The sequence below is a fragment of the Paenarthrobacter sp. CAP02 genome, from assembly GCF_040137855.1.
GTDB lineage: Bacteria > Actinomycetota > Actinomycetes > Actinomycetales > Micrococcaceae > Arthrobacter.
Map to the genome: position 1 here is coordinate 48949 of NZ_JBEEII010000011.1, position 21686 is coordinate 70634.

At 64.1% G+C, this 21686-nt stretch carries 23 protein-coding genes; 21 read left to right on the forward strand and 2 right to left on the reverse strand.

Translation table 11 applies throughout. The features are described from left to right. Positions 1 to 24: 24 nt before the first annotated feature. Genes ABHM97_RS17830 through ABHM97_RS17870 form a run of 9 tightly spaced genes read left to right on the forward strand, consistent with a single transcriptional unit; the run spans position 25 to position 7654 of the window. Entirely contained in the window at positions 25 to 759 is a 735-nt protein-coding gene (locus tag ABHM97_RS17830) for a response regulator transcription factor (RefSeq protein ID WP_284987777.1), read from the forward strand. Then, positions 746 to 1969, forward strand: a complete 1224-nt coding sequence (locus tag ABHM97_RS17835; RefSeq protein WP_349471715.1) for a sensor histidine kinase — start codon at positions 746 to 748, stop codon at positions 1967 to 1969. The genes ABHM97_RS17830 and ABHM97_RS17835 overlap by 14 nt, the downstream gene beginning before the upstream one ends. Next, complete coding sequence (locus tag ABHM97_RS17840) at positions 1966 to 3594, forward strand: molybdopterin-dependent oxidoreductase (RefSeq protein WP_349471716.1); 1629 nt, start codon at positions 1966 to 1968, stop codon at positions 3592 to 3594. Before ABHM97_RS17835 ends, ABHM97_RS17840 begins: the two co-directional genes overlap by 4 nt. Before the next feature lie 58 nt (positions 3595 to 3652). Further along, positions 3653 to 4879, forward strand: a complete 1227-nt coding sequence (locus tag ABHM97_RS17845; RefSeq protein ID WP_349471717.1) for a molybdopterin molybdotransferase MoeA — start codon at positions 3653 to 3655, stop codon at positions 4877 to 4879. Further along, positions 4867 to 5406 carry a cyclic pyranopterin monophosphate synthase MoaC gene (moaC, locus tag ABHM97_RS17850; RefSeq protein ID WP_235521816.1) on the forward strand — a complete coding sequence of 180 codons (540 nt, stop codon included), beginning with the start codon at positions 4867 to 4869 and terminating at the stop codon, positions 5404 to 5406. The genes ABHM97_RS17845 and moaC overlap by 13 nt, the downstream gene beginning before the upstream one ends. Next, the gene (locus ABHM97_RS17855) at positions 5403 to 5906 is read left to right on the forward strand and encodes a MogA/MoaB family molybdenum cofactor biosynthesis protein (protein ID WP_235521817.1); all 504 of its coding nucleotides are present in this window, start codon (positions 5403 to 5405) and stop codon (positions 5904 to 5906) included. The genes moaC and ABHM97_RS17855 overlap by 4 nt, the downstream gene beginning before the upstream one ends. Next, the gene (locus ABHM97_RS17860; protein ID WP_257371118.1) at positions 5896 to 6351 is read left to right on the forward strand and encodes a molybdenum cofactor biosynthesis protein MoaE; all 456 of its coding nucleotides are present in this window, start codon (positions 5896 to 5898) and stop codon (positions 6349 to 6351) included. The genes ABHM97_RS17855 and ABHM97_RS17860 overlap by 11 nt, the downstream gene beginning before the upstream one ends. Positions 6352 to 6403: 52 nt before the next feature. Then, entirely contained in the window at positions 6404 to 7162 is a 759-nt protein-coding gene (gene dapB / locus ABHM97_RS17865; RefSeq protein WP_257371117.1) for a 4-hydroxy-tetrahydrodipicolinate reductase, read from the forward strand. Between the two features lie 3 nt (positions 7163 to 7165). Then, positions 7166 to 7654, forward strand: coding sequence for a hypothetical protein (locus ABHM97_RS17870; protein WP_349471718.1), 489 nt, complete (start codon positions 7166 to 7168; stop codon positions 7652 to 7654). On the opposite strand, the gene ABHM97_RS17875 is transcribed toward ABHM97_RS17870, so the two are convergent. Further along, positions 7630 to 8865: a heparan-alpha-glucosaminide N-acetyltransferase domain-containing protein gene (locus ABHM97_RS17875; RefSeq protein WP_349471719.1), complete on the reverse strand. Its 1236-nt coding sequence runs from the start codon at positions 8863 to 8865 to the stop codon at positions 7630 to 7632. The genes ABHM97_RS17870 and ABHM97_RS17875 overlap by 25 nt on opposite strands. Positions 8866 to 8965: 100 nt before the next feature. Here ABHM97_RS17875 and ABHM97_RS17880 point away from each other — a divergent pair, with 100 nt between their 5' ends. The 8 genes from ABHM97_RS17880 (at position 8966) to ABHM97_RS17915 (ending at position 17422) form a co-directional block, all read left to right on the forward strand. Further along, positions 8966 to 9301 carry a hypothetical protein gene (locus ABHM97_RS17880; RefSeq protein ID WP_235521822.1) on the forward strand — a complete coding sequence of 112 codons (336 nt, stop codon included), beginning with the start codon at positions 8966 to 8968 and terminating at the stop codon, positions 9299 to 9301. Positions 9302 to 9396: 95 nt separating this feature from the next. Further along, positions 9397 to 10104 (forward strand): carbon-nitrogen hydrolase family protein, encoded by a 708-nt coding sequence (locus ABHM97_RS17885; protein ID WP_349471720.1) that lies wholly within the window; start codon positions 9397 to 9399, stop codon positions 10102 to 10104. Positions 10105 to 10122: 18 nt separating this feature from the next. Further along, the gene (gene dapA, locus ABHM97_RS17890) at positions 10123 to 11055 is read left to right on the forward strand and encodes a 4-hydroxy-tetrahydrodipicolinate synthase (RefSeq protein WP_235521825.1); all 933 of its coding nucleotides are present in this window, start codon (positions 10123 to 10125) and stop codon (positions 11053 to 11055) included. Positions 11056 to 11061: 6 nt separating this feature from the next. Beyond that, positions 11062 to 12753: a ribonuclease J gene (locus tag ABHM97_RS17895; protein WP_235521826.1), complete on the forward strand. Its 1692-nt coding sequence runs from the start codon at positions 11062 to 11064 to the stop codon at positions 12751 to 12753. A gap of 81 nt (positions 12754 to 12834) precedes the next feature. Then, a complete protein-coding gene (locus tag ABHM97_RS17900; RefSeq protein ID WP_235521827.1) occupies positions 12835 to 15699 on the forward strand; it encodes an FtsK/SpoIIIE family DNA translocase in 2865 nt (954 codons plus the stop codon). Between the two features lie 39 nt (positions 15700 to 15738). Further along, entirely contained in the window at positions 15739 to 16341 is a 603-nt protein-coding gene (gene pgsA, locus ABHM97_RS17905) for a CDP-diacylglycerol--glycerol-3-phosphate 3-phosphatidyltransferase (RefSeq protein ID WP_235521828.1), read from the forward strand. Continuing rightward, positions 16338 to 16850, forward strand: coding sequence for a CinA family protein (locus ABHM97_RS17910; RefSeq protein ID WP_284987787.1), 513 nt, complete (start codon positions 16338 to 16340; stop codon positions 16848 to 16850). The genes pgsA and ABHM97_RS17910 overlap by 4 nt, the downstream gene beginning before the upstream one ends. A 137-nt stretch (positions 16851 to 16987) precedes the next feature. Next, entirely contained in the window at positions 16988 to 17422 is a 435-nt protein-coding gene (locus ABHM97_RS17915; RefSeq protein WP_211711854.1) for a helix-turn-helix domain-containing protein, read from the forward strand. A gap of 115 nt (positions 17423 to 17537) precedes the next feature. On the opposite strand, the gene ABHM97_RS17920 is transcribed toward ABHM97_RS17915, so the two are convergent. Continuing rightward, positions 17538 to 18071, reverse strand: coding sequence for a MarR family winged helix-turn-helix transcriptional regulator (locus ABHM97_RS17920; protein WP_235521830.1), 534 nt, complete (start codon positions 18069 to 18071; stop codon positions 17538 to 17540). 41 nt (positions 18072 to 18112) lie between these two features. On the opposite strand from ABHM97_RS17920, the gene ABHM97_RS17925 reads away from it, so the two are divergent. The 4 genes from ABHM97_RS17925 (at position 18113) to miaB (ending at position 21685) form a co-directional block, all read left to right on the forward strand. Then, positions 18113 to 18337 carry a DUF3046 domain-containing protein gene (locus tag ABHM97_RS17925; RefSeq protein WP_502921308.1) on the forward strand — a complete coding sequence of 75 codons (225 nt, stop codon included), beginning with the start codon at positions 18113 to 18115 and terminating at the stop codon, positions 18335 to 18337. A 246-nt stretch (positions 18338 to 18583) separates the two neighbouring features. Beyond that, entirely contained in the window at positions 18584 to 19624 is a 1041-nt protein-coding gene (gene recA / locus ABHM97_RS17930; RefSeq protein ID WP_235521831.1) for a recombinase RecA, read from the forward strand. A 58-nt stretch (positions 19625 to 19682) separates the two neighbouring features. Next, the gene (locus ABHM97_RS17935) at positions 19683 to 20156 is read left to right on the forward strand and encodes a regulatory protein RecX (protein WP_374111551.1); all 474 of its coding nucleotides are present in this window, start codon (positions 19683 to 19685) and stop codon (positions 20154 to 20156) included. Then, positions 20156 to 21685: a tRNA (N6-isopentenyl adenosine(37)-C2)-methylthiotransferase MiaB gene (gene miaB / locus ABHM97_RS17940; protein ID WP_349471721.1), complete on the forward strand. Its 1530-nt coding sequence runs from the start codon at positions 20156 to 20158 to the stop codon at positions 21683 to 21685. The genes ABHM97_RS17935 and miaB overlap by 1 nt, the downstream gene beginning before the upstream one ends. The last annotated feature ends 1 nt before the right edge of the window (position 21686 follow it).

The window sequence follows — 21686 nt, forward strand, 5'->3', positions numbered from 1 at the left end:
CGCCGGCAAACCTATGCTGAAAGCGTGACCACAAATACGGCATCAGCAATGGACCCGGGAAACCGCCGGGTCCTGCTGGTAGAGGACGAACAGACCATCGCCGATGTTGTCCGCGACTACCTGCTGAAGGCAGGCTTCCAGGTGGACATGGCTGCGGATGGCTTCACGGCTCTCAAGGTTGCAGCGTCCCGGCAGCCGGACCTGGTGATCCTGGACCGCATGCTGCCCGGACTGGACGGTGTCGAGGTCTGCAGGCGGCTGCGCCAAACCATGAGTGTGCCTGTCATCATGGTCACGGCCCTGGGAACCGAAGATGACCGGATCCTCGGCTTGGAGATGGGCGCGGACGACTACGTCACCAAGCCCTTTTCGCCCAGGGAACTGGTTCTTCGGGTCAAGTCGGTCCTCCGCCGCAGCGTCAAGGAGTTTGCCCCGGAACCATCGGTGGAGGCCGCCGGACTCGAACTCGATCCGGCGTCCAGGACGGTCACCCACAACGGCAACCCGTTGGCGCTGACGGTCCGTGAATTCGACCTCCTGGCGTTCCTGATGCGCAGGCCAAACCAGGTGTTCAGCCGCGAGGAACTGATCAAAGCCGTCTGGGGTTGGGACTTCGGAGACCTCTCCACCGTCACCGTGCATGTCCGGCGCTTGCGGGAGAAGATCGAAGCAAATCCCACCACGCCCGAACTGATCAAGACGGTCTGGGGCGTTGGTTACCGTTTCGATGACACAGGAGGTGGGCATGGGAGGCAGTGAACTGTGGACCATCCTCGCCTGGGTCCTGTTGTGGGCCGTCCTCATCGGTGCCACCACATTGGTGCTCCTGCGGTTGCTCCGCCGTGCCTCCGTGCTCACACAGATCTGCCTGGTGGTGGTGGCAACCGTAGCTGTCCTGGTGGCCGGGATGGTCAGCGCCTTCAACGCCATGTTCATTTCCGCCAGGGACCTTGAGGTGATGTGGTACATCCTCGCCACCGCCTCGGCTGTTGCCGTTGCACTCTCCCTGATGCTCGGCGCGGGGGTGTCCCGTAACGCGGCACGGTTGGTGGATGCGGCCCGCCGGCTGGGGCGGGGCGAGACCCTGGACAACACCATGGACGCCCGCCGGGGGAGGGCTCCCGCCGTGACCTCCGAGCTCGCCGAACTTGCCCAGGAACTGGAAGCAAGCAGCCGTAGCCTTGCCGAGTCCAGGGAACGCGAGGCCGCCATCGAAACGGCCAGGCGCGAACTCGTGTCCTGGATTTCGCACGACCTCCGCACACCGCTGGCCAGCATGCGCGCCATGACCGAAGCCTTGGAGGACGGCATGGCGGCCGATGTCCCCGGCTACTACCGGAAGATCATCGGGCAAACCGAACAAATGACGGCCATGGTCAATGACCTCCTGGAATTGTCCAAGATCCAGGCGGGCAGCCTGCAGCTTCGCGCCGAACCACTGGACCTCTACGACCTCGTCAGCGATGCCCTCTCGGACCTGGCCCCGTTGGCGGCGAAGCGGGGCATCAAGCTCGACGGCGGTGGGGACCGTGAGTGCATGGCCGTCGCCGACGGGCCAAGCCTGGCGAGGGCCATACGGAACATCCTGGTGAACGCCATCATCTACAGCCGTCCGGACAGCGACGTGGATGTGAGCGTCGGGCGGGACAACGGGAATGCCGTGGTCGCTGTGCAGGACCAGTGCGGCGGTATTCCCGATGCCGACCTTCCCCATCTGTTTGAAACCGGCTGGCAGAAGAACCCGGCGCGCGGAACCACCGCGGAGTTGCAGGGTAGCTACAGCGGTGCCGGCATTGGCCTGAGCATGGTGGCCGGAATCGTCAAGGCCCACGGAGGAACGGTGGGCGTCACCAACCTCGACGGCGGTTGCCGCTTTGCGCTGTCACTCCCCGCCGGATCCACCCGCGATGGTAGCCCGTCGGCCACCACCCGGACTTCAGCTGAATATCGCCCAGGAGGCGCATCATGAGCATGCCCGGCAGCATGAACAAACCCAGCCCGCACGTGGACCCACCGGATCCCGTAACGTCCCTGCCGCGACGAGGCCGTGTGCACCCCCGCCTGTGGGCTGCGGCGGCCGGTGTGGCCGCAGGGGCAGCCGGGATAGCAGCGGGGGAACTCACCGCGGGCCTGGCAAGCCCCCTGGTCTCTCCAGTGACCGCCCTGGGTGGCGCTGTCATCGATGCTGTGCCGCCCGGCGTCAAAGACCTGGCCGTCGAATGGTTCGGAACGGCCGACAAGATCGTGCTCATCGCTTCCATCGGACTGGTCGCCGGGATCCTTGCCGCTCTGGCCGGAGTCCTGGAGCACCGCAGGACCGGATGGGGCCTGGCACTGGCAGGGCTGGCAGGTGCGGCGGGGCTGACCGCCGTCGTTACCCGCGCGCAAGCAGGACCGCAGGCTGCCCTCGCGCCCATCGTTGCGGCCGTGGTCACCATGCTGCTGTTGCGCACCCTGATCCGTAGATTGACCACCTGGGCCCCCTCCCGGGGGACACCCGGGCAGGACGAGGCGGATCCCGCGCCCCTGGCCCGGCGCAGCTTCCTCAACGCGCTCGCCGGGACGTCCATCGCCGCCGTCGTGGCCGGAACGGTGACCGCTGTCCTGACGCGTGCCACAGCGGCCGCATCTGGTTTCCGCAGTACTTTGAAGCTCCCACAGCCCACGACACCCCGCCAAGCCATCCCCAACGGCGCGGCACTGGCCGTGGACGGGATCAGCCCCCTGGTGACGCCCAATGCCGACTTCTACAGGATTGACACCGCCCTGACGGTTCCTGCCATCGACCCACCCTCGTGGAAGTTGAAGGTCACTGGAATGGTGGACCGGGAAATCGAACTGGATTTCGCGGCCCTCCTCACCAAGCCCATGACCGAGCGGCACATCACCATCGCCTGCGTGTCCAACAACGTCGGCGGAGACCTCATCGGCAACGCACTCTGGCTGGGCTGGCCGGTCCGCGAACTCCTCGCCATGGCGGGTCCCAAAGCCGGCGCGGACATGGTGCTGTCCACCAGCAACGACGGCTGGACTGCCGGTACGCCCCTGGAGGCACTCACGGACGGCAGGGATGCACTGCTGGCCATTGGCATGAACGGTGAACCGTTGCCGCTGGAGCACGGCTTCCCCGTACGCATGATCGTGCCCGGACTCTACGGATATGTGTCCGCCACCAAATGGCTGACCGAACTGAAAGTCACCCGGTTCGCCGACGACATCGGGTATTGGACCCCCCGCGGCTGGAGCGACCACGGACCCATCAAAACCCAATCGCGAATCGACGTACCCCGCAACGGCCGGACAGTTAAGGCAGGCAAGGTGCAGTTCGGCGGCGTGGCCTGGGCCCAGCACCGGGGCATCAAACGGGTGGAGCTGCGCGTTAACCGGGGTCCGTGGCAACAAGCCACCCTGGGAAACGGTATCTCCACCGACACCTGGTACCAGTGGCAGCTCGGCATCGACCTCACAGCCGGCGACTACGAAGTCCAGGTGCGGGCCACGGATTCCACCGGTGAACCCCAGACAGAAGACAAGGCTCCCGTAGCCCCGGATGGTGCCACCGGCTACCACACAATCAGCGTCAAGGTGGGCTGAGGACCTAGTCTGGGTACGTCCGGGTAATTTCCGTACGCCAAAGTATCCACACAGGAGGATGTCCGTGCCCCGATCTGTTGCAGCCCATCGGCAGGCCGTGGTGGAACTGCTGACCACTGCGAGGGCTGCCAAGGGCAACCTCCGCCTGCCCTTGCTCGAAGCACTGGGACAAGCGCTCGCCGGTGACGTCTACGCACCCCTCTCACTGCCGCCGTTCCCCAACTCCCAAATGGACGGATTCGCCGTTCATTCCGCAGGGATTCCCGACGGCGGTGCGGAGCTCAGGGTCGCGGCGCCCGTCCCGGCAGGTGCCGCGCCAGCGCCACTGAAGGCCGGCTTCGCCGCCCCCATCATGACCGGTGCCATGATCCCGGAAGGGTCCGACGCCGTCGTGCCCATTGAAAAGGCAACGCCGAATGTCTTTCCCCAGCCGGCCGCCGAAGACGCTACCGTCCGGCTCCCACCGGTGGCTTCCGGAACCTATGTTCGACACAGCGGCAGCGACATCGAATCAGGCGACTTGGCGCTGGCCGCCGGTACGCTCCTGGGGCCTGCCCAACTTGGCTTGCTGGCCGCCTTGGGCCTGGACACTGTGGAGGTCCGTGAACCGTTCCGTGCGCTGCTGGTCACCACTGGCGACGAAGTGGTGGAGCCCGGGCAGGAACTGGCGCCCGGCAAGATCTACGATTCCAACGGCACGCTGCTTGAAGCCTCCATGCGGCAAGCGGGCGTGGAAGTGACGCGGACGGGCATCTCCGACGACAACCCCGAAACCCTCCTGTCAGTCCTCCACCGCTACACCCAGGATCCCCGGAACCCGGTGGACATCATCGTCACCACCGGTGGCGTGAGCAAAGGCGCCTACGAGGTAGTCCGCCAAGCGATGTCCGGCCAGCCAGTGGATTTCCTGCCGGTCGCCATGCAGCCAGGCGGCCCGCAGGGCCTGGGAACCTTCGAAGACACACCCTTCCTGGGCTTCCCCGGAAACCCCGTCAGCTGCCTCGTCTCCTTCGAGATGTTCCTCAGGCCCGCACTTTCCCAGGTCCAGGGAACACCTGCGCCCCGGCCCGTGCAGACGGCCCGCCTCGCCGGACCACTGACCTCGCCCGACGGAAAGCACCAGGTCCGGCGCGGCAGCGTGGACACCGATGGCACAGTGCGCATGGAAGGCGGGGCAGGCTCCCACCTTGTCCACGCACTGGCCCGTGCCAATGCCCTGGTCCAGATCCCCGCCCACGTCACGGAACTCGCCAAGGGTGACGAAGTGGAAGTATGGATGCTGTGAACCACACTCCCGATAACCCAGACGGCCCCGCGGGCCTGACGCATCTCAGGCAGGACGGCACCGCGCAGATGGTGGACGTCTCCGGGAAAGCCGTCACCACGCGTGAGGCCACCGCCACGGCCACTGTCCGCAGCACCGCCGAAGTCCTCGCCTTGTTGGGCGCCGGCGAACTTCCCAAGGGCGACGCGCTCGCCGTGGCGAGGGTAGCGGGCATCATGGCGGCAAAGAAGACCCCCGAACTGATTCCGCTGTGCCATCCCTTGCCGATCTCCAAGGTCACCGTGGACTTTGAGCTGGGCGCTGAATCGGTGGAAGTCCTGGCAACGGTCAAGACAAGGGGCGTCACCGGGGTCGAAATGGAAGCCCTGACCGCCGCGTCGGTTGCGGCGCTCAGCGTCTACGACATGATCAAGGCCGTCGACAAACATGCCGTCCTGGACGATATCCGGGTGCTCGCCAAGAGCGGCGGAAAGAGCGGCGACTGGGACGTTTCCTCCGAACCACGGCACGGGGAGGCCGGAGCATGAGCGCCTGCGAGCCCAACGCGCACGGACCGCGGAAGGCCGGCGTCGTGATCGCGTCCACCCGTGCCGCCGCAGGAATCTACACGGACGAGACCGGGCCGATCATCCTGGACTGGCTGAACGAGCACGGATTCGACACTTTTCCCACCATGGTGGTGCCGGACGGTGAACCTGTAGGTGCTGCCCTGCGTGCCCTCCTGACGCAGGAACCCGCAGTTGTCATCACCAGCGGTGGCACGGGCCTCAGCCCGGACGACCGCACGCCGGAGATGACGCTGCCACTCCTTGACCGCGAAATACCGGGCATCATGGAAGGCATCCGGCGCGCAGGTGCTGCGAAGACGCCCATGGCCATGCTGAGCCGCGGCCATGCAGGAGCGGCGGGAAAATCGTTCGTCATCAATCTTCCCGGTTCCCCCAAAGGGGTCATGGATGGGCTGGCGGTCCTGGACCCCGTGATCGGGCATCTCTGTGAGCAGTTGGAAGGAAACCATGGGCACTGAAACAGACTTCGAGGTTGTCAGCGCTGTCCTCAGCGCCGAGCCGATTTCCGTGGACCAAGCCATCAGGGCAGTGGAATCGGAAACTGCGGGTGCGGTGGTCAGTTTCAGCGGCGTCGTGCGTAACCACGACGGCGGCAAAGCTGTTGATCGACTGAGCTACAGCGCGCACCCCACGGCCCACCAGGTCATGTCGGACGTGGTGGCTCAGTTGGTCGCGGAGCACTCCGGCGAAGCCAATCAACCCGTGCGCATCTGGGCCGCGCACCGGATCGGCATGCTGGAGATCGGTGATCCCGCGTTGGTGTGTGCAGTTGCGGCTGCCCACCGGGGCCAGGCGTTCGCCGTCTGCTCGGAACTGGTGGACCGGGTCAAGGAGCAGGTTCCCATTTGGAAAGAGCAGTTCTTCAGTGATGGCACTGTGGAATGGGTCGGCGCAGGGGAGTAGGCGCAAGGTAACGGTTCCCGCCCGTGCCCGGCCCGGCGGTAGGGTTAAACGCATGACCGAACAACTTGCTGTTGCAGTGCTGGGCGCCAACGGGCGTATGGGAATTGAAGCCGTTAAGGCTGTTGAAGCAGCCGAAGACATGAAGCTGGTGGCCGCTTTGGGCCGCGGCGATTCCCTGGACAAACTGCTCGACGCCGGTGCGCAGTATGTTGTTGATCTCACCGTCCCGGACATCACCGAGACCAACGTCCGGTTCGCCGTCGAGCACGGCATCCACGCCGTCGTGGGCACCACAGGCTGGAACGCAGACAGGTTGGAATCCCTCCGCGGACTGCTGGAGTCGAAACCGGAAACAGGCGTGTTGATTGCCCCAAACTTCGCCCTTGGCTCGGTGCTGGCATCGGCCTTTGCTGCCAAGGCCTCGCAGTACTTCGAATCTGTTGAAATCATTGAGCTGCACCACCCCAACAAGGTGGATGCTCCTTCCGGCACGGCTGTGCGCACGGCCCAGCTGATCGCCGAAGCCCGCCAGGAAGCAGGCGTGCCGGCCAGCCCGGACGCCACCGAGACGGCATTGGACGGTGCGCGTGGTTGCGACGTGGACGGGGTACGGGTCCACAGTGTCCGCCTTCGCGGCCTTGTTGCCCACCAGGAGGTCCTCTTTGGCGGTCCCGGCGAACAGCTGACGTTGCGCCACGATTCCTTCGACCGGGCCTCTTTCATGCCCGGCGTCCTTCTTGGACTGCGGAAGGTGGCAGCCAACCCCGGCCTCACGGTCGGCTTGGACGGCTACCTGGATCTGGGGCTCTAGGACATGGGAAATTTCTGGACAGCACTGAAGAAGAACCGCACCAAGATCTGGGTAGGTGCCATCACCTTGTTGCTGGTGCTGTACCTGGTGGTGTCCGTCCAACGCTCCTTCCTCCTGCTTGGCGATCCCAACCTGGTGGCCAAGGGCATAGGGGCCGCCTACCTGGTCCTGCCCGTAGTGGGTGCGTGGGCGCTCATCCGGGAACTGCTTTTTGGTGCCCGCACTGAGCAGATGGCCAAGGTCCTGGAAGCCGAAGGCGGGTTGCCGGAGGACACGCTTCCCCGAACGCCCGGCGGCAGGATTGTCCGGTCGGCAGCGGACGAAGAGTTCGAAAAGTACCGGGCAGAAGCCGAAGCTGCCCCCGAAGATTGGCGCTCCTGGTTCCGGTTGAGCTGCGCCTACGACGCCTCCGGTGACCGCAAGCGGGCCCGCGCTTCCATGCGGGACGCGGTAAAACTCTTCCGTTCTCAGCCGACTGCCGCCGGACGGTAGCTGCCCAGCCTGGACGCTTGGTGGGCCACCCACTCAAGTGGCCCCCGCCGTCGGAGCAGGGCGAAACAGACGCCGATGATGATCGCGTTGATCGCCTGGGTCCAGTACATCCCTTCCGGGGTCCAGCCGGCCGGCAGTGGCCTGTCGGTGAACCCGGAGACCACCCATACATGCGCTGAGTAGAGGCTCAGTGTCATGGCTCCCGGACCGCTGAGCAGGACCAGGAAGTTGACCTTTGCCCGCTCAGCCACTGTGCCCAGCAGCAGGAACAATCCTACGACGGCGGCAGCCGTGCCCCCGGTGTGCAGCAGGTCCAAGGTGGTGCCCGCGTGCGGGGAGGCGGTGGCCAGCCACCACCATGAATCCACTTGCTGAAGGCCCGCCAGGTTGACCTGCAGCATGCTCTCCAAGGGGTACCCGCGGGTGCCGGGGAGCGCCTCCAAGGCGGACCTTCCACCCCACGATTCCATGGCCAGGAAGCCCACCGCTTTCGCAAGGACGGCTACAGCGCTTCCGCCGGCCAACAGCAGGACCTGTACCTTCGCCGTCGTGAGCGCCAGGCGGCCTATGGCAAGCCCCAGCAGCAGGTACGAAAGCCACTGGAACACGGGGTAGTAGCCGGTAAAGAAGAGATCGGCCAGAAGCCGTCCCGGTGTCTCCAGGTCCTCAACCTTTGGGTTGTGGCCCAACTGGAGGGGAGGGGTCGTGTCGAGCAGCAGGGGGCGGACCAGGTACGCCAGGACCGGCGAGGCCAGGATCCAGCCCAACGCCAGGAAGCAGAGGGCTTTCAGGCGCAGGCCCAGGAACGGCAGGACGCAGAGGAACAAGACAGCGTAGTGGACCAGGATCACCGCGATGTTGACATCAAGCCCACCCAGGACGAATCCGACGACGGCAATCACCAAGGCGCGCATGGCCACTCCGCCTCTCGCCGACCACACCCCAGCGCCGCTGGGCGGCTGCTGCTTGCCCGTGCTGAGGGCCAATCCGACGCCGGCCAGCACTGCGAAAAGGGCCGAGGACCGACCCGAAAAGACCAATCCCACGAAGGTCGGTTCCCACTGGGGGGAAGGACCGTACGTCGGGATCAGATGGGTGGACATCATTCCCAGCAATGCCGCACCCCGGGCGGCATCGATCCCCTGGAGCCGGGCGGACGCCGGGCTGGCCCCGTGGGCCTCCTGTCGTGGCGCCGTCCCGTGCGAAGTCATGCAGCGATCGTCTCATAGGCTGCTGGGCGGCAACCCGGCACGGAGCAGCTGGCGAAGAGCGGCCCTTGTCTTCGAATATATGTTCGAATAGCATTACGGCATGAACGATGTTCCAAAGCCGCAGGACCGCCTGTGTGGACCCATGAAGGCAATGAGCCCCGGTGTGGTCGACTTCCTGTTCAGGCAGCTTGTCACCGGCGAACCACCGGAGGACACCCAGTGGCGGAGCGAAGGGACGGTCCTGGCCGAGCAGATGCCGGGAGCTGAGCTCGCCCGCCGGCTGGCGGATACGGATCTTGATTCGCTCACGCCCATTGAACTCTTCGAGTACGTGCGGGCCTCCCAGAGGCTGGTGGCCTGGGCGGAGCAACTCAAGGAGCGGGCTGTGGCGCAGTATTGTTCGGAGCAGCCGGCCCGGACGCCCGGATCCGCCTGACGTTGCCGGTCCGCCTAGGCTGCCGGTGCGGCTGTTCGCCGGAATAGGATGGCCCGGTGACCCAAGCGCACCCCCAATCACCGTCCCCATCGACCATGCCGCGACCCGCCGGGCCTGCGCCAGCGTCAGCAACGCTGCTGGCCGCCGTCGTTCAGTACGAAGCGCTGGGAACGGGCAGTGGGGGAGCGGCTGTCGCCCGGAACGTCGCCGCCCACGTGGAGCTTATCGAAAAGGCCCACGCTGACGGCGCACGGCTGGTGCTGTTTCCAGAGCTCTCCTTGACGGGCTATGAGTTGGACTCATTCGATGCCCCGGAGCATGCGGGTGAGCCTTCGGCCTGGCTGACTGACGGCGATACAAGGCTCCAGCCGCTTCGGGACGCCTGTGCCCATACCGGGACCACGGCAGTGATCGGTGCAGGCTGGCGGGAAGCTGACGGCACTCCACGGTTGGCATCACTCATCATCGGGCCGGATGACTCCCTGCGACCGGCCTTCAAGACCCATCTGCATGGCGCGGAGCATGAGCTGTTCGTCGCCGGGAACGGCCCCGAAATCCTGGAAGTAGACGGGTGGCGGGTGGCTCTTGCCGTATGCGCCGACGCCGCCCAACCGTCCCACGCCGCGGTTGCCGCAGAGTCAGGGGCCGACGTCTACGCAGTGTCAGCCCTGTACGTATCCGGCGAGGAATTGCGCCTGGGACTGCACCTGGCCTCCCGGTCCGCTCCAGCTTGGATGGCTACAGGTCCGGCCCTGGTGCATGAGGACCATCACGCGGAACCCATTCTTGTAACAAGCCGCTGACAGGGTAACGTTTTTCTTATGTCTGACTTGCGCGCCCACAATCCCGCCCTTGGTACCCTGCTGACCGCCATGGTCACCCCGTTCACCGAGGACGGCAAGGTTGACTACGACCAAGCCGCAGCATTGGCAGAGAAGCTTGTCCAGGATGGTTGCGACGGCCTCGTCGTCACCGGCACCACTGGCGAGACCTCCACCCTCACCGACGATGAAAACCTTGGCATGTTCCGTGCCGTCAAAGAAGCCGTCGGTGGCAAGGCAGCCATTATTGCCGGGACCGGCACCAACGACACCGCCCACTCCGTGCACCTTTCACAGCGTGCAGCAGAGGTAGGCGTTGACGGCCTGCTGATCGTCACCCCCTACTACAACAAGCCCAGCCAGGCTGGCGTCCGCGCCCACTTCGAGACGATTGCCTCCTCCACGGACCTGCCCGTCATGCTCTATGACATCCCGGGCCGCTCCTCCATCGCGATCGCCCCGGAGACCATGATCGGCCTGGCGAAGCACCAGAACATCGTGGCCGTGAAGGACGCAAAGGCCGATTTTGCTGCCGCGACACGCGTCATGGCTGAAACCGACCTCGTCTTCTACTCCGGCGACGACGGCCTGACCCTTCAGTGGATGGCGCTCGGCGCCGTCGGGCTGGTGGGTGTCACCACGCATGTGGCCACGCGCCGCTTCCGCGAATTGATTGACGCCGTCAACGCCAACGACCTTGCCACGGCAAGGGCCATCAACTTTGAACTGGAACCCGTGGTTCGTGGAACCATGACGCGGGTCCAAGGCGCAGTAGCCGCCAAGCAGATTCTCAAGTGGCAGGGAGTCCTGCCCAACTCGGTTGTCCGTTTGCCCCTCGTGGAGCCGGACGCGGCCGAGATCGACATCATCCGCGGGGATTTGGCGGAAGCCGGAATGGACTTCGACGTCCAGGACGGTTCCGCCGGAAAGTAGCAAAATATGACCCAAACCGCCCTTCCCGGACTGGTTACTCCGCCGAAATTGCCCAAGGGCACGCTGCGGATTGTTCCGCTCGGTGGACTGGGAGAGATCGGCCGCAACATGGCCGTCTTCGAAATCGACGGCAAGCTGCTGGTCGTTGACTGCGGCGTGCTCTTCCCCGAGGAGACCCAGCCCGGCGTCGATTTGATCCTGCCCGATTTCTCCTACATTGAGGACCGGCTCCAGGACGTCGTGGGTGTCGTGCTGACCCACGGACACGAGGACCACATTGGTGCCGTTCCCTATCTGCTGCGCCTCAAAGCAGACATTCCGCTGATCGGTTCCCAGCTGACGCTTGCCCTGGTGGAAGCGAAGCTCCAGGAACACCGGATCAAGCCGTACACCCTCACCGTCACCGAGGGCCAGGTGGAGCAGTTCGGTCCCTTCGAGTGTGAATTCGTAGCCGTCAACCACTCCATCCCGGATGCCCTTGCAGTCTTCATCCGCACCGAGGGCGGCACCGTCCTCCACACGGGTGACTTCAAGATGGACCAGTTGCCGCTGGACGGCCGAATCACGGACCTCAGGCACTTCGCGCGCCTGGGCGAAGAAGGCGTGGACCTGTTCATGGCCGATTCCACCAACGCGGACGTTCCTGGGTTCACGACGGCCGAGAAGGAAATCGGCCCCACCCTTGACCGTCTGTTCGGTCAGGCCAAGAAGCGCATCATCGTGGCTTCTTTCTCTTCGCATGTCCACCGCGTCCAGCAGGTTCTCGACGCTGCGGCCAAACACGGCCGCAAGGTGGCTTTCGTGGGCCGGTCCATGGTCCGGAACATGGCGATTGCCGCCAAGCTTGGGTACCTCGATGTCCCGAACGACATCCTGGTGGACATCAAGAACATCGATAACATGCCCGATGACCGCGTGGTCCTGATGTCCACAGGTTCGCAGGGCGAGCCCATGGCAGCCCTTTCCCGCATGGCCAACGGTGACCACCGGGTGGTCGTCGGCAAGGGTGACACTGTCATTCTCGCGTCCAGCCTCATTCCGGGCAACGAGAATGCCGTCTTCCGCATCATCAACGGTCTCCTCAAGCTCGGGGCCGACGTCATCCATAAGGGCACGGCAAAGGTCCACGTCTCGGGGCACGCCGCCGCCGGCGAACTGCTGTACTGCTACAACATCCTCGAGCCGCTCAATGCCATGCCGGTGCACGGCGAGACCCGCCACTTGATCGCCAACGGCAACATTGCCCTGGAGTCGGGGGTGCCTTCAGAAGGCATCATCCTGAGCGATAACGGAACCGTCATCGACCTCAAGGACCACAAGGCTGACGTTGTTGGCCAGGTGGAGGTCGGGTTTGTCTACGTTGACGGCTCCAGCGTCGGCGAAATCACCGATGCCGATTTGAAGGACCGACGCATCCTGGGCGATGAGGGATTCATTTCCATCATCACGGTGATCAACCGCACCACGGGCAAGATTGTTTCGGGTCCGGAGATCCATGCCCGCGGCGTTGCCGAGGATGATTCCGTCTTTGACGAGATCATTCCCAAGATCAATGCCGCGCTGGAAGATGCCGTGTTGAACAACGCCGATCACACCAACCACCAGTTGCAGCAAGTGGTGCGGAGGATTATCGGCACCTGGGTCAACCGCAAGCTTCGCCGCCGGCCCATGATCATCCCGGTGGTCCTGGAAGCCTAAGCTGCCACAGCCAGCAACATGCATGCCCAAGGGGGCCTGAAATCCGCGGATTTCAGGCCCCCTTGGGGTAGCGTGGCACTTATGGCGACCCGTACTACCTCCACGCCACGAGGCAGCTCCAGCAGTAAATCCGGCGGCACAGGCCGAGGCGCGGCTGCCCCCAAAAGCGGTGCAACGGCGGCGAAAAGCGGCCGGGGCAGCACTGCGCGCACCAAGCAAGCTGCCGCCGTCGAGCCCCAGGCTCCGCTCCCGCTGCGCCTGCTGGCAGGCGCGTGGCAGGGCATTGGGCACGTGGTGGGTGCCGGTGTCCGGCGTATCGGCCACGACGTCAGCGACCTCGATCCCGAGGACCGTCGCGACGGTGCCGCGTTGTTCAATCTGGTGTTGGGCGTAGCGATTGCCACCTTCGCCTGGTGGGGCCTCACAGGCTGGCTGCCTGACATCGTCTACAGCGTTGTGAACGGAACGTTCGGCTGGATGTCCCTGGTCCTGCCGTTCATGCTGTTCATCTGCGCCTTCCGGCTGTTCCGGAAGCCGCAGGATGGCCGCGGCAACAACCGTGTAGGTATCGGCTTCATGATCATGACCGTCGCAGGATCGGCGCTGGCCCACGTCATTGGTGGCTTGCCTTCCGTGGCGGACGGCTTCGACGGCCTGCGCAGGGCGGGCGGCATGCTGGGCTTCCTGGCCGCCGCTCCCTTCGCCGCCATCCATCCAGCTATCCCTGTGCTCCTTTACAGCCTGCTGGCTTTCGTCTCGGTGCTGATCGTGACGGCGACGCCGTTCGGTGCCATCCCGTCCCGTATCCGCGGGGCCTACAACCACCTCATGGGCGTCGACCTGATGGACGGTTCCGGCAAGGACGACCACGACCGCAGCTATCTGTACGAGAATGAAGCACCCAAGCCGCGGAAGAAGAAGCGGGTGCGCCTCTTCGGCAAGGACGAGGAAACCGACGCCGGCCTGGAAGGTTACGTCGGGGACGAGGCCTTTGAGCACGCCATAGTGGACGACGACGAAACTCCGGGTCCGTCCGAACCTCGCGTACCGCCGGGCGTGCGGCGTCCGACCCAGGCCGAGATCGCTGTCGGGAAAATCAAGGCCGCCCAGGGACTCGCGGGCGCAACGCCGGGTATCGATAACCCCACCGAAGCCATTCCCGTCCTGACCCCGGAGATGACGGCGCCTGCACCTGCAATCGCCCAGGTGCCTGCGAAACCGGCAGGGGCGCCGCTTCCGCAAACACCCATTCCCCAGCGCACGGAGCAGTTGTCCTTGGCTGGCGATGTTACTTACACGCTTCCGGCTTCGGACTACTTGACCCCGGGTTCCATCCCGAAGGAGCGCACGGAAGCCAACGACGCCGTCGTCGCTGCCCTGACTGACACCCTCACTCAGTTCAACGTCGATGCGTCGGTGACAGGCTTCAGCCGCGGTCCGACCGTGACGCGCTATGAAATCGAGCTGTCTCCGGGAACCAAAGTGGAGCGGGTCACCGCCCTGTCAAAGAACATTTCCTATGCCGTGGCGTCCAGCGACGTGCGGATCCTGAGCCCGATTCCCGGCAAGTCGGCCATCGGCATCGAAATTCCCAACACGGACCGCGAAACCGTCTCCCTGGGTGATGTGCTGCGGAGCCAGAACGCGCGGCGCACGGACCACCCCATGGTCATGGGCGTCGGCAAGGACGTCGAAGGCGGCTACGTGGTGGCCAACCTGGCCAAGATGCCGCACTTGCTCGTTGCCGGTGCCACCGGTGCCGGTAAGTCCAGCTTCGTGAACTCGATGATCACCTCCATCCTCATGCGGGCCACACCGGATGAAGTGCGCATGGTCATGGTTGACCCCAAGCGCGTGGAACTCACGGCCTATGAGGGCGTCCCGCACCTGATCACGCCCATCATCACCAATCCCAAGAAGGCTGCCGAAGCGTTGCAGTGGGTCGTCCGGGAGATGGACGCACGCTACGACGACCTCGCCAACTACGGCTACAAGCACATTGACGATTTCAACAAGGCTGTGCGGGCCGGCAAAGTGGTGCCCCCGGTCGACTCCAAGCGGGTCATCAAGCCGTACCCGTACCTGTTGGTGATCGTCGATGAGCTCGCCGACCTCATGATGGTGGCCCCACGTGATGTTGAAGACTCTATCGTCAGGATCACCCAGCTGGCCCGTGCTGCCGGTATCCACCTCGTGTTGGCTACGCAGCGCCCGTCGGTGGATGTCGTCACGGGCCTGATCAAGGCAAACGTCCCATCCCGCATGGCGTTCGCAACGTCCTCCGTGACGGACTCCCGCGTGGTCCTGGACCAGCCGGGTGCGGAGAAGCTCATTGGCCAAGGTGATGCGCTGTTCCTGCCGATGGGTGCTTCCAAGGCGATGCGCGTCCAGGGTGCTTGGGTGACCGAATCCGAGATCCATAAGGTAGTGGAGCACGTCAAGGGCCAGTTGCAGGCCGTCTACCGTGACGACGTTGCCGCCGAGGCCCCGAAGAAGCAGATTGACGACGACATCGGAGACGACCTCGACGTGCTGCTGCAGGCCACAGAGCTTGTGGTCACTACGCAGTTCGGTTCAACTTCCATGCTGCAGCGCAAGCTTCGTGTGGGCTTCGCCAAGGCCGGTCGCCTGATGGACCTTTTGGAGTCCCGCGGCGTCGTAGGCCCTTCCGAGGGTTCAAAGGCCCGCGATGTCCTGGTCAAGCCCGACGACCTCGCCGCCGTCCTGGCAGCGATGAAGGGGCAGGAGTCACCGGCTGCGCCCGATGCCCACACTGCGGCCCTGAGCGACAACGCGAACTCGAACATCGCCGTCGGCGGTTATGCGGAAGACCTGGTCCAGGCGGACCTGGACAACCGGACGCAGGCCATTGAGTACTACGACGGGGCTGACGGTCCCGATGACGAAGAAGGCGGCGAAGACGCCTGGTCCCTCACGGGACGGTAACGCTCCGGACGACGGTGCCTGAGACGGTAGCCTAGAGGGGTGACTACAGCCGAGGGTGATAATGCAACGTCCAGCAGCTCCGACATCTGGAACCTGCCCAACATCCTCACGATGCTCCGCATTGTCCTGGTGCCGTTCTTCGTCTGGTTCCTTGTGGCCGACAACGGCAACAACGGGATTTGGCGCTGGGCCGCGGTGGTTGCTTTCGCAGTCGCCATCTACACGGACAAGCTCGACGGCGACATCGCCAGGGCGCGGGGCCTCATTACCAACTTCGGCAAGATTGCCGACCCCATAGCCGACAAGCTCCTCATCGGTTCCGCGCTGGTGCTGCTGTCCATACTGGGGGAGCTGCCCTGGTGGGTCACCATCCTGATCCTTGTCAGGGAATGGGGCATCACCGCCCTGCGATTCGTTGTGATCCGCTACGGAGTGATGCCGGCTTCCCGGGGTGGCAAACTCAAGACGGTCATCCAGACGGTGGCCATCTTCCTGTACGTCCTGCCGCTGAAGGCGATCGCGCCGTGGCTGGGAGACGTTGCTTTCTGGGTCATGATGGTGGCCCTGGCCATCACGCTGTGGACCGGCGTCGAATACGTTGTCCAGGCCATGCGGCTTCGGGCAGCCGGACGCCGCGCGTGAGTACTCACGCCTCAGGGTCCGGCGGCGCCCAAACCGCGACGGCGGCAGTTGCGGCGGCAATCGAACGGCACCTGACGGTGGCCACGGCCGAGTCGCTTACGGCCGGTTTGGTAGCTGCCACCCTCGCCAACACACCCGGAGCATCCGGGATGCTCCAGGGCGGCGTGGTGGCCTACCAGAATTCAGTCAAAGCAGATGTCCTGGGGGTACCGGCCCACTTGCTTGCTGCCGTTGGGTCCGTCGACGGCGGTGTCGCCGAGGCAATGGCCGACGGCGCGCGGCGCGCCTGCGGGTCGGACGTCGGGATTTCCACCACCGGAGTAGCCGGACCGGAGCCCCATGACGGCAAAGCAGTGGGAACAGTCTTTATCGGTGTGGCAACGCCAACATCGGTTTCCGCGTTCGAGTACCGGTTTTCGGGGGATCGGCAGGCCATCCGGGAGCAGGCCTGCGAGGCCGCAATGGTGCGTCTCCTTGCCGCGCTAAGTGACGTTGGTTACCGTTCGTAAAGTAGCCGGGAACAAAAACAGATTGCCAATAGTTGTGTCATTGTGTCGCTTCGGAAGAGCCGGGGCGCCTAGGATGTAGAAACCAACCCGGTCCGCCAGCCAGCGAACCGGATGAACGAGGGAGCAAGGCGATACAGATGGTAAAGCAGCCCGTATCCGTGAACGGCGTTGTCCGCTGGAAGGATGTGGGCTTGGCTGATCAGACACAGAGCGAACAGAAGGAGCGCAAAATGGTTGTACTACGCCACGAGATCGGTGATGTACTGCGCGATGTCCGCCAGCGTCAGGGCCGTACCCTCCGCGAGGTTTCGCACAGCGCCCGTGTCTCACTCGGTTACTTGAGTGAAGTTGAACGCGGCCAGAAGGAGGCTTCCTCCGAGCTCCTGTCCTCAATCTGCACAGCCCTGGATGTTCCGTTGTCCCACATGCTCCGCGAAGTCAGCGACCGCGTAGCCGTTGCTGAAGGCGTGTCCGTGCCGGACACCGTTCCGCAGGAATTTTCACAGCGTTACGGTCGCGACCTGGACCTCACGGACGACTTCCCGCAGGGAATGCTCTCCGGAGCCCGGTAACCGTTACACAGGAATGAAGGAAGGGCCCCAGCCGTCGGCTGGGGCCCTTCCTTGCTGTATTCGGTGATTGTGGGCACTTTGTTCCTTGATGGGGGGGCGCCGGCCCGTGCGCAACCTAGGCTGGGTCGGCCGGAGTGTTTTCCTTAAGAGTGACATCCCTCAATACGCCATCGCCGTAGATGGCGTTGAGTCGGCCCATGTAGTCCGCCAGCGTCTGGACGTCCTCCAGCGGCCACTCACCGAGCCGTTCCCGGAACACCTGCCGGCGGGCGTCCTGGACCTGGTGCATCTTCTCTTCGCCCTTCTCCGTCAGTCGGATGGACTGGGCGCGGCCGTCCTGCGGATCGGCTTCCTTGTACACGAGGCCAATGCTTTCCAGGAAGGCGATTTGGCGGCTGACAGAGGGCTTGCCCACCCCGATGCACGTAGCGAGCTCGGTGAGCCGGATGGGACCTTCCCTCCGTATGACGGTAAGGAGTCCGTAGGCAGCCGGCTCCATGTCCGGATGGACCTGTCGGGACAATTGGTGGGAGATTGAACGGGCGCGGCGCCAGAGCAGGCTCAGCTGGTGTTCCACCTGCTGGAGGGCGTCGTCCACGGCGTCGCCTGCAGGGACCGTGTCGGGCGCGCTCTGGAGAGGATTGCTCATGGCAACCATTCTAGAGTCCGGCGGCATGAGAGACTCTATCCGTGAGGGCAAGTGACTTTTGGCGATTGATGGACGACGAATTCGGGGCCGGCTACTCCCGGGTTCTGGCCACCTCCCTGGTGCTTGCCGGCGTCGGTGGACGCACTGCGGTGGAGGCCCTGGCGGCCGGGTACCAGCCCCGCGAAGTGTGGTTGGCCCTGTGCGACGTCCAGGATGTCCCCCTCGAACGCAGGTTGGGCAAGGACATCAAGCCGGCCTCCAGCTAAGTACGTTGAGGTCTCCGCGGCGTGACACGCCGACCCATTGTTCGAATATCTGTTCGGATGGGGATATGCTCACGGAAGAGGAAAATTGATCCTGAAAGACGCATTCCACGGCATCCAGCGGTCCCGTTTATCCACATAGCAGGGGTCGGCTTGTAAAAATGTCCGGGCACCGTAATAGCGTCGGTCATGACAGGAAAGCGGCCCTTCGGGCCACTCCACAGCGAGAAAGCATCAGAGGTGTGAACCATGGCGGCAGCCCCGGATCGTGAGAAGGCGCTCGAAGCAGCGCTTGCCCAGATCGACAAGCAGTTCGGCAAAGGCTCTATCATGCGCCTGGGTGACGACACCCGTGCGCCCATCGAGGTCATTCCTACCGGGTCTATTGCCTTGGACGTAGCCCTGGGCATTGGCGGACTGCCGCGCGGGCGTGTCGTGGAGATCTATGGCCCGGAATCCTCGGGTAAGACCACCGTTGCCCTCCACGCGGTAGCCAACGCGCAGCGCGCCGGCGGTATTGCGGCCTTCATCGATGCCGAGCACGCGCTCGACCCAGACTACGCAGCAAAGCTGGGCGTGGACACCGACGCGCTCCTGGTCTCGCAGCCGGACACCGGCGAGCAGGCCCTGGAAATCATGGACATGCTGGTGGGCTCCGGCTCGCTGGACATCATCGTCATCGACTCCGTTGCAGCTTTGGTTCCGCGCGCCGAAATTGAAGGCGAAATGGGTGACTCCCACGTTGGCCTCCAGGCTCGCCTCATGAGCCAGGCCCTGCGTAAGATCACCGGCCGCTTGAGCCAGACCAAGACCACCGCCATTTTCATCAACCAGTTGCGTGAAAAGATCGGTGTCTTCTTCGGCTCCCCGGAAACCACCACCGGTGGTAAGGCGTTGAAGTTCTACGCTTCCGTGCGCATCGATGTCCGGCGCATCCAAACCCTGAAGGAAGGTGCGGATTCCGTGGGTAACCGCACCAAGGCAAAGATCGTCAAGAACAAGATGGCTCCGCCGTTCAAGATAGCCGAGTTCGACATCATCTACGGGCAGGGCATTTCCCGCGAGGGCGGGATCATCGACATGGGTGTCGAGCACGGCATCATCAAGAAGTCCGGCTCGTGGTTCACCTATGACGGTGACCAGCTTGGCCAGGGCATGGAGAACTCGCGTCGATTCCTGCGCGATAACCCTGAGCTGGCTCAGGAGTTGGAGCGCCTGATCAAGGAAAAGCTCGGCGTAGGTGTCAAGCCGGAGGAAGACTCGCCGAAGCTGAAGGCCGTTGACGGCTAGGAGAGGTCCGGACCCGGACTCTTCAGTTGCGGCTGACCCTGAACCAGATCCCGAGTCCGTGGCGCGCGCCATCGTCCTGAGGCAATTGACGATGGCGCCGCGGAGCCGGCTGCAGCTGTCCCGGAAACTGGCCGAGCGGAATGTCCCTGAAGACGTGGCCGAGGCTGTCCTGGACCGGTTCGAAGAGGTTCAGCTGATCGACGACGCCGAGTTCGCCAGGATGTGGGTCCGTAGCCGGTCGCAAAGCAAGAAGCTCGCCAAGGGCGCACTTCGCCGCGAACTTTCAGACAAAGGCATTGAGCTGGAAGACGCAGAAGAGGCGCTCTCCCAGCTCAGCGATCAGGACGAGGAACTGGCAGCGCGTGAGCTCGTTCAACGCAAGCTGCGGCCTGGCATTGACTTGGCCGATCGCGCGGAGCGGGACAAGTACACACGTCGTCTTGCCTCGATGCTCGCACGCAAGGGCTACGCGCCCTCCTTGGCCTTCAGGATCGTCGGTGAGGTGCTGGCAGAAGCCGGTACTCTTGAGTAGTGAGTTTGACCATTCCTTCCCCAGCAGCTTCCGCCAATCCTTCGGCCGCGCCCCGGACTTACCAGGTCCGGACCTTTGGCTGCCAGATGAATGTCCACGATTCCGAGCGGATGGCCGGACTCCTCGAGGACGCGGGCTACGTACCGGCTGACGGTGACATCGCCGACGTCGTGGTTTTCAACACCTGCGCTGTTCGGGAAAATGCGGATAACAAGCTCTACGGCAACCTGGGCCAGCTGCGGCAGGTCAAGGAAGCGCACCCCGGAATGCAGATTGCCGTTGGTGGCTGCCTGGCCCAGAAGGACCGCGAGACCATCGTGAAGAAGGCGCCATGGGTGGACGCCGTTTTCGGCACCCACAACGTTGGTGCCCTTCCGGCCCTCCTGAACCGTGCTCGTCACAACAACGAGGCACAGCTTGAGATCCTCGAATCGCTGGATGTGTTCCCGTCAACGCTCCCCACCAAGAGGGACTCGGTGTACTCCGGCTGGGTGTCCATTTCTGTCGGCTGCAACAACACCTGTACGTTCTGCATCGTTCCCTCGCTGAGGGGCAAGGAAAGGGACCGCCGTCCCGGGGAGATCCTGGCAGAGATCCAGGCCCTGGTGGATGATGGCGCAGTCGAGGTGACGTTGCTTGGGCAGAACGTGAACTCATACGGGGTGGAGTTCGGGGACCGGCAGGCGTTCTCCAAATTGCTCAGGGCCTGCGGGGACATCGAAGGACTGGAGCGCGTGCGTTTCACGAGTCCGCACCCGGCTGCGTTCACCGACGACGTCATTGACGCCATGGCCGAGACGCACAATGTCATGCCCCAGCTGCACATGCCGCTGCAGTCGGGCTCGGACAAGGTCCTTAAGGACATGCGCCGTTCCTACCGCTCCAGCAAGTTCCTGGGAATCCTGGACAAGGTCCGGGAGCGCATCCCCAACGCCGCGATCACCACCGACATTATTGTTGGCTTCCCCGGTGAGACTGAAGAAGACTTCCAGGCAACGCTTGATGTCGTGGAAAAGTCACGCTTTTCCTCGGCCTTCACCTTCCAATACTCCAAGCGTCCCGGCACACCTGCTGCCGATTTGCCGGACCAGCTCCCCAAGGCCGTTGTCCAGGAACGGTTCGAGCGCCTCACCGCCCTGCAGGACCGCATCGCCGCCGAGGAGAATGCAAACCAACGTGGCCGGCAGGTGGAAGTTCTGGTGACCGCCCAGTCCGGTCGCAAGGCCGAGGAAACGCATCGGCTGTCTGGCCGATCCAAGGACCAGCGGTTGGTTCACTTCTCCGTCCCAGCGGGGGCTGAAACGCCTCGTCCGGGTGATTTTGTCACGGTGACCATCACCGAAGCCGCGGCATTCCACCTTGTGGCGGATCCTGCCACCACGGAGGACTACGTGCTGCGGAGATCCCGTGCGGGCGACGCATGGGACCGGGCGCAGGCAGATTCCTGCGGTGTTCCTGCACCCGGCTCACTCTCCGCAAAGGGTGGCGTGTCCCTGGGCATGCCATCGCTGCCCGTACGCCGCTCCTAGG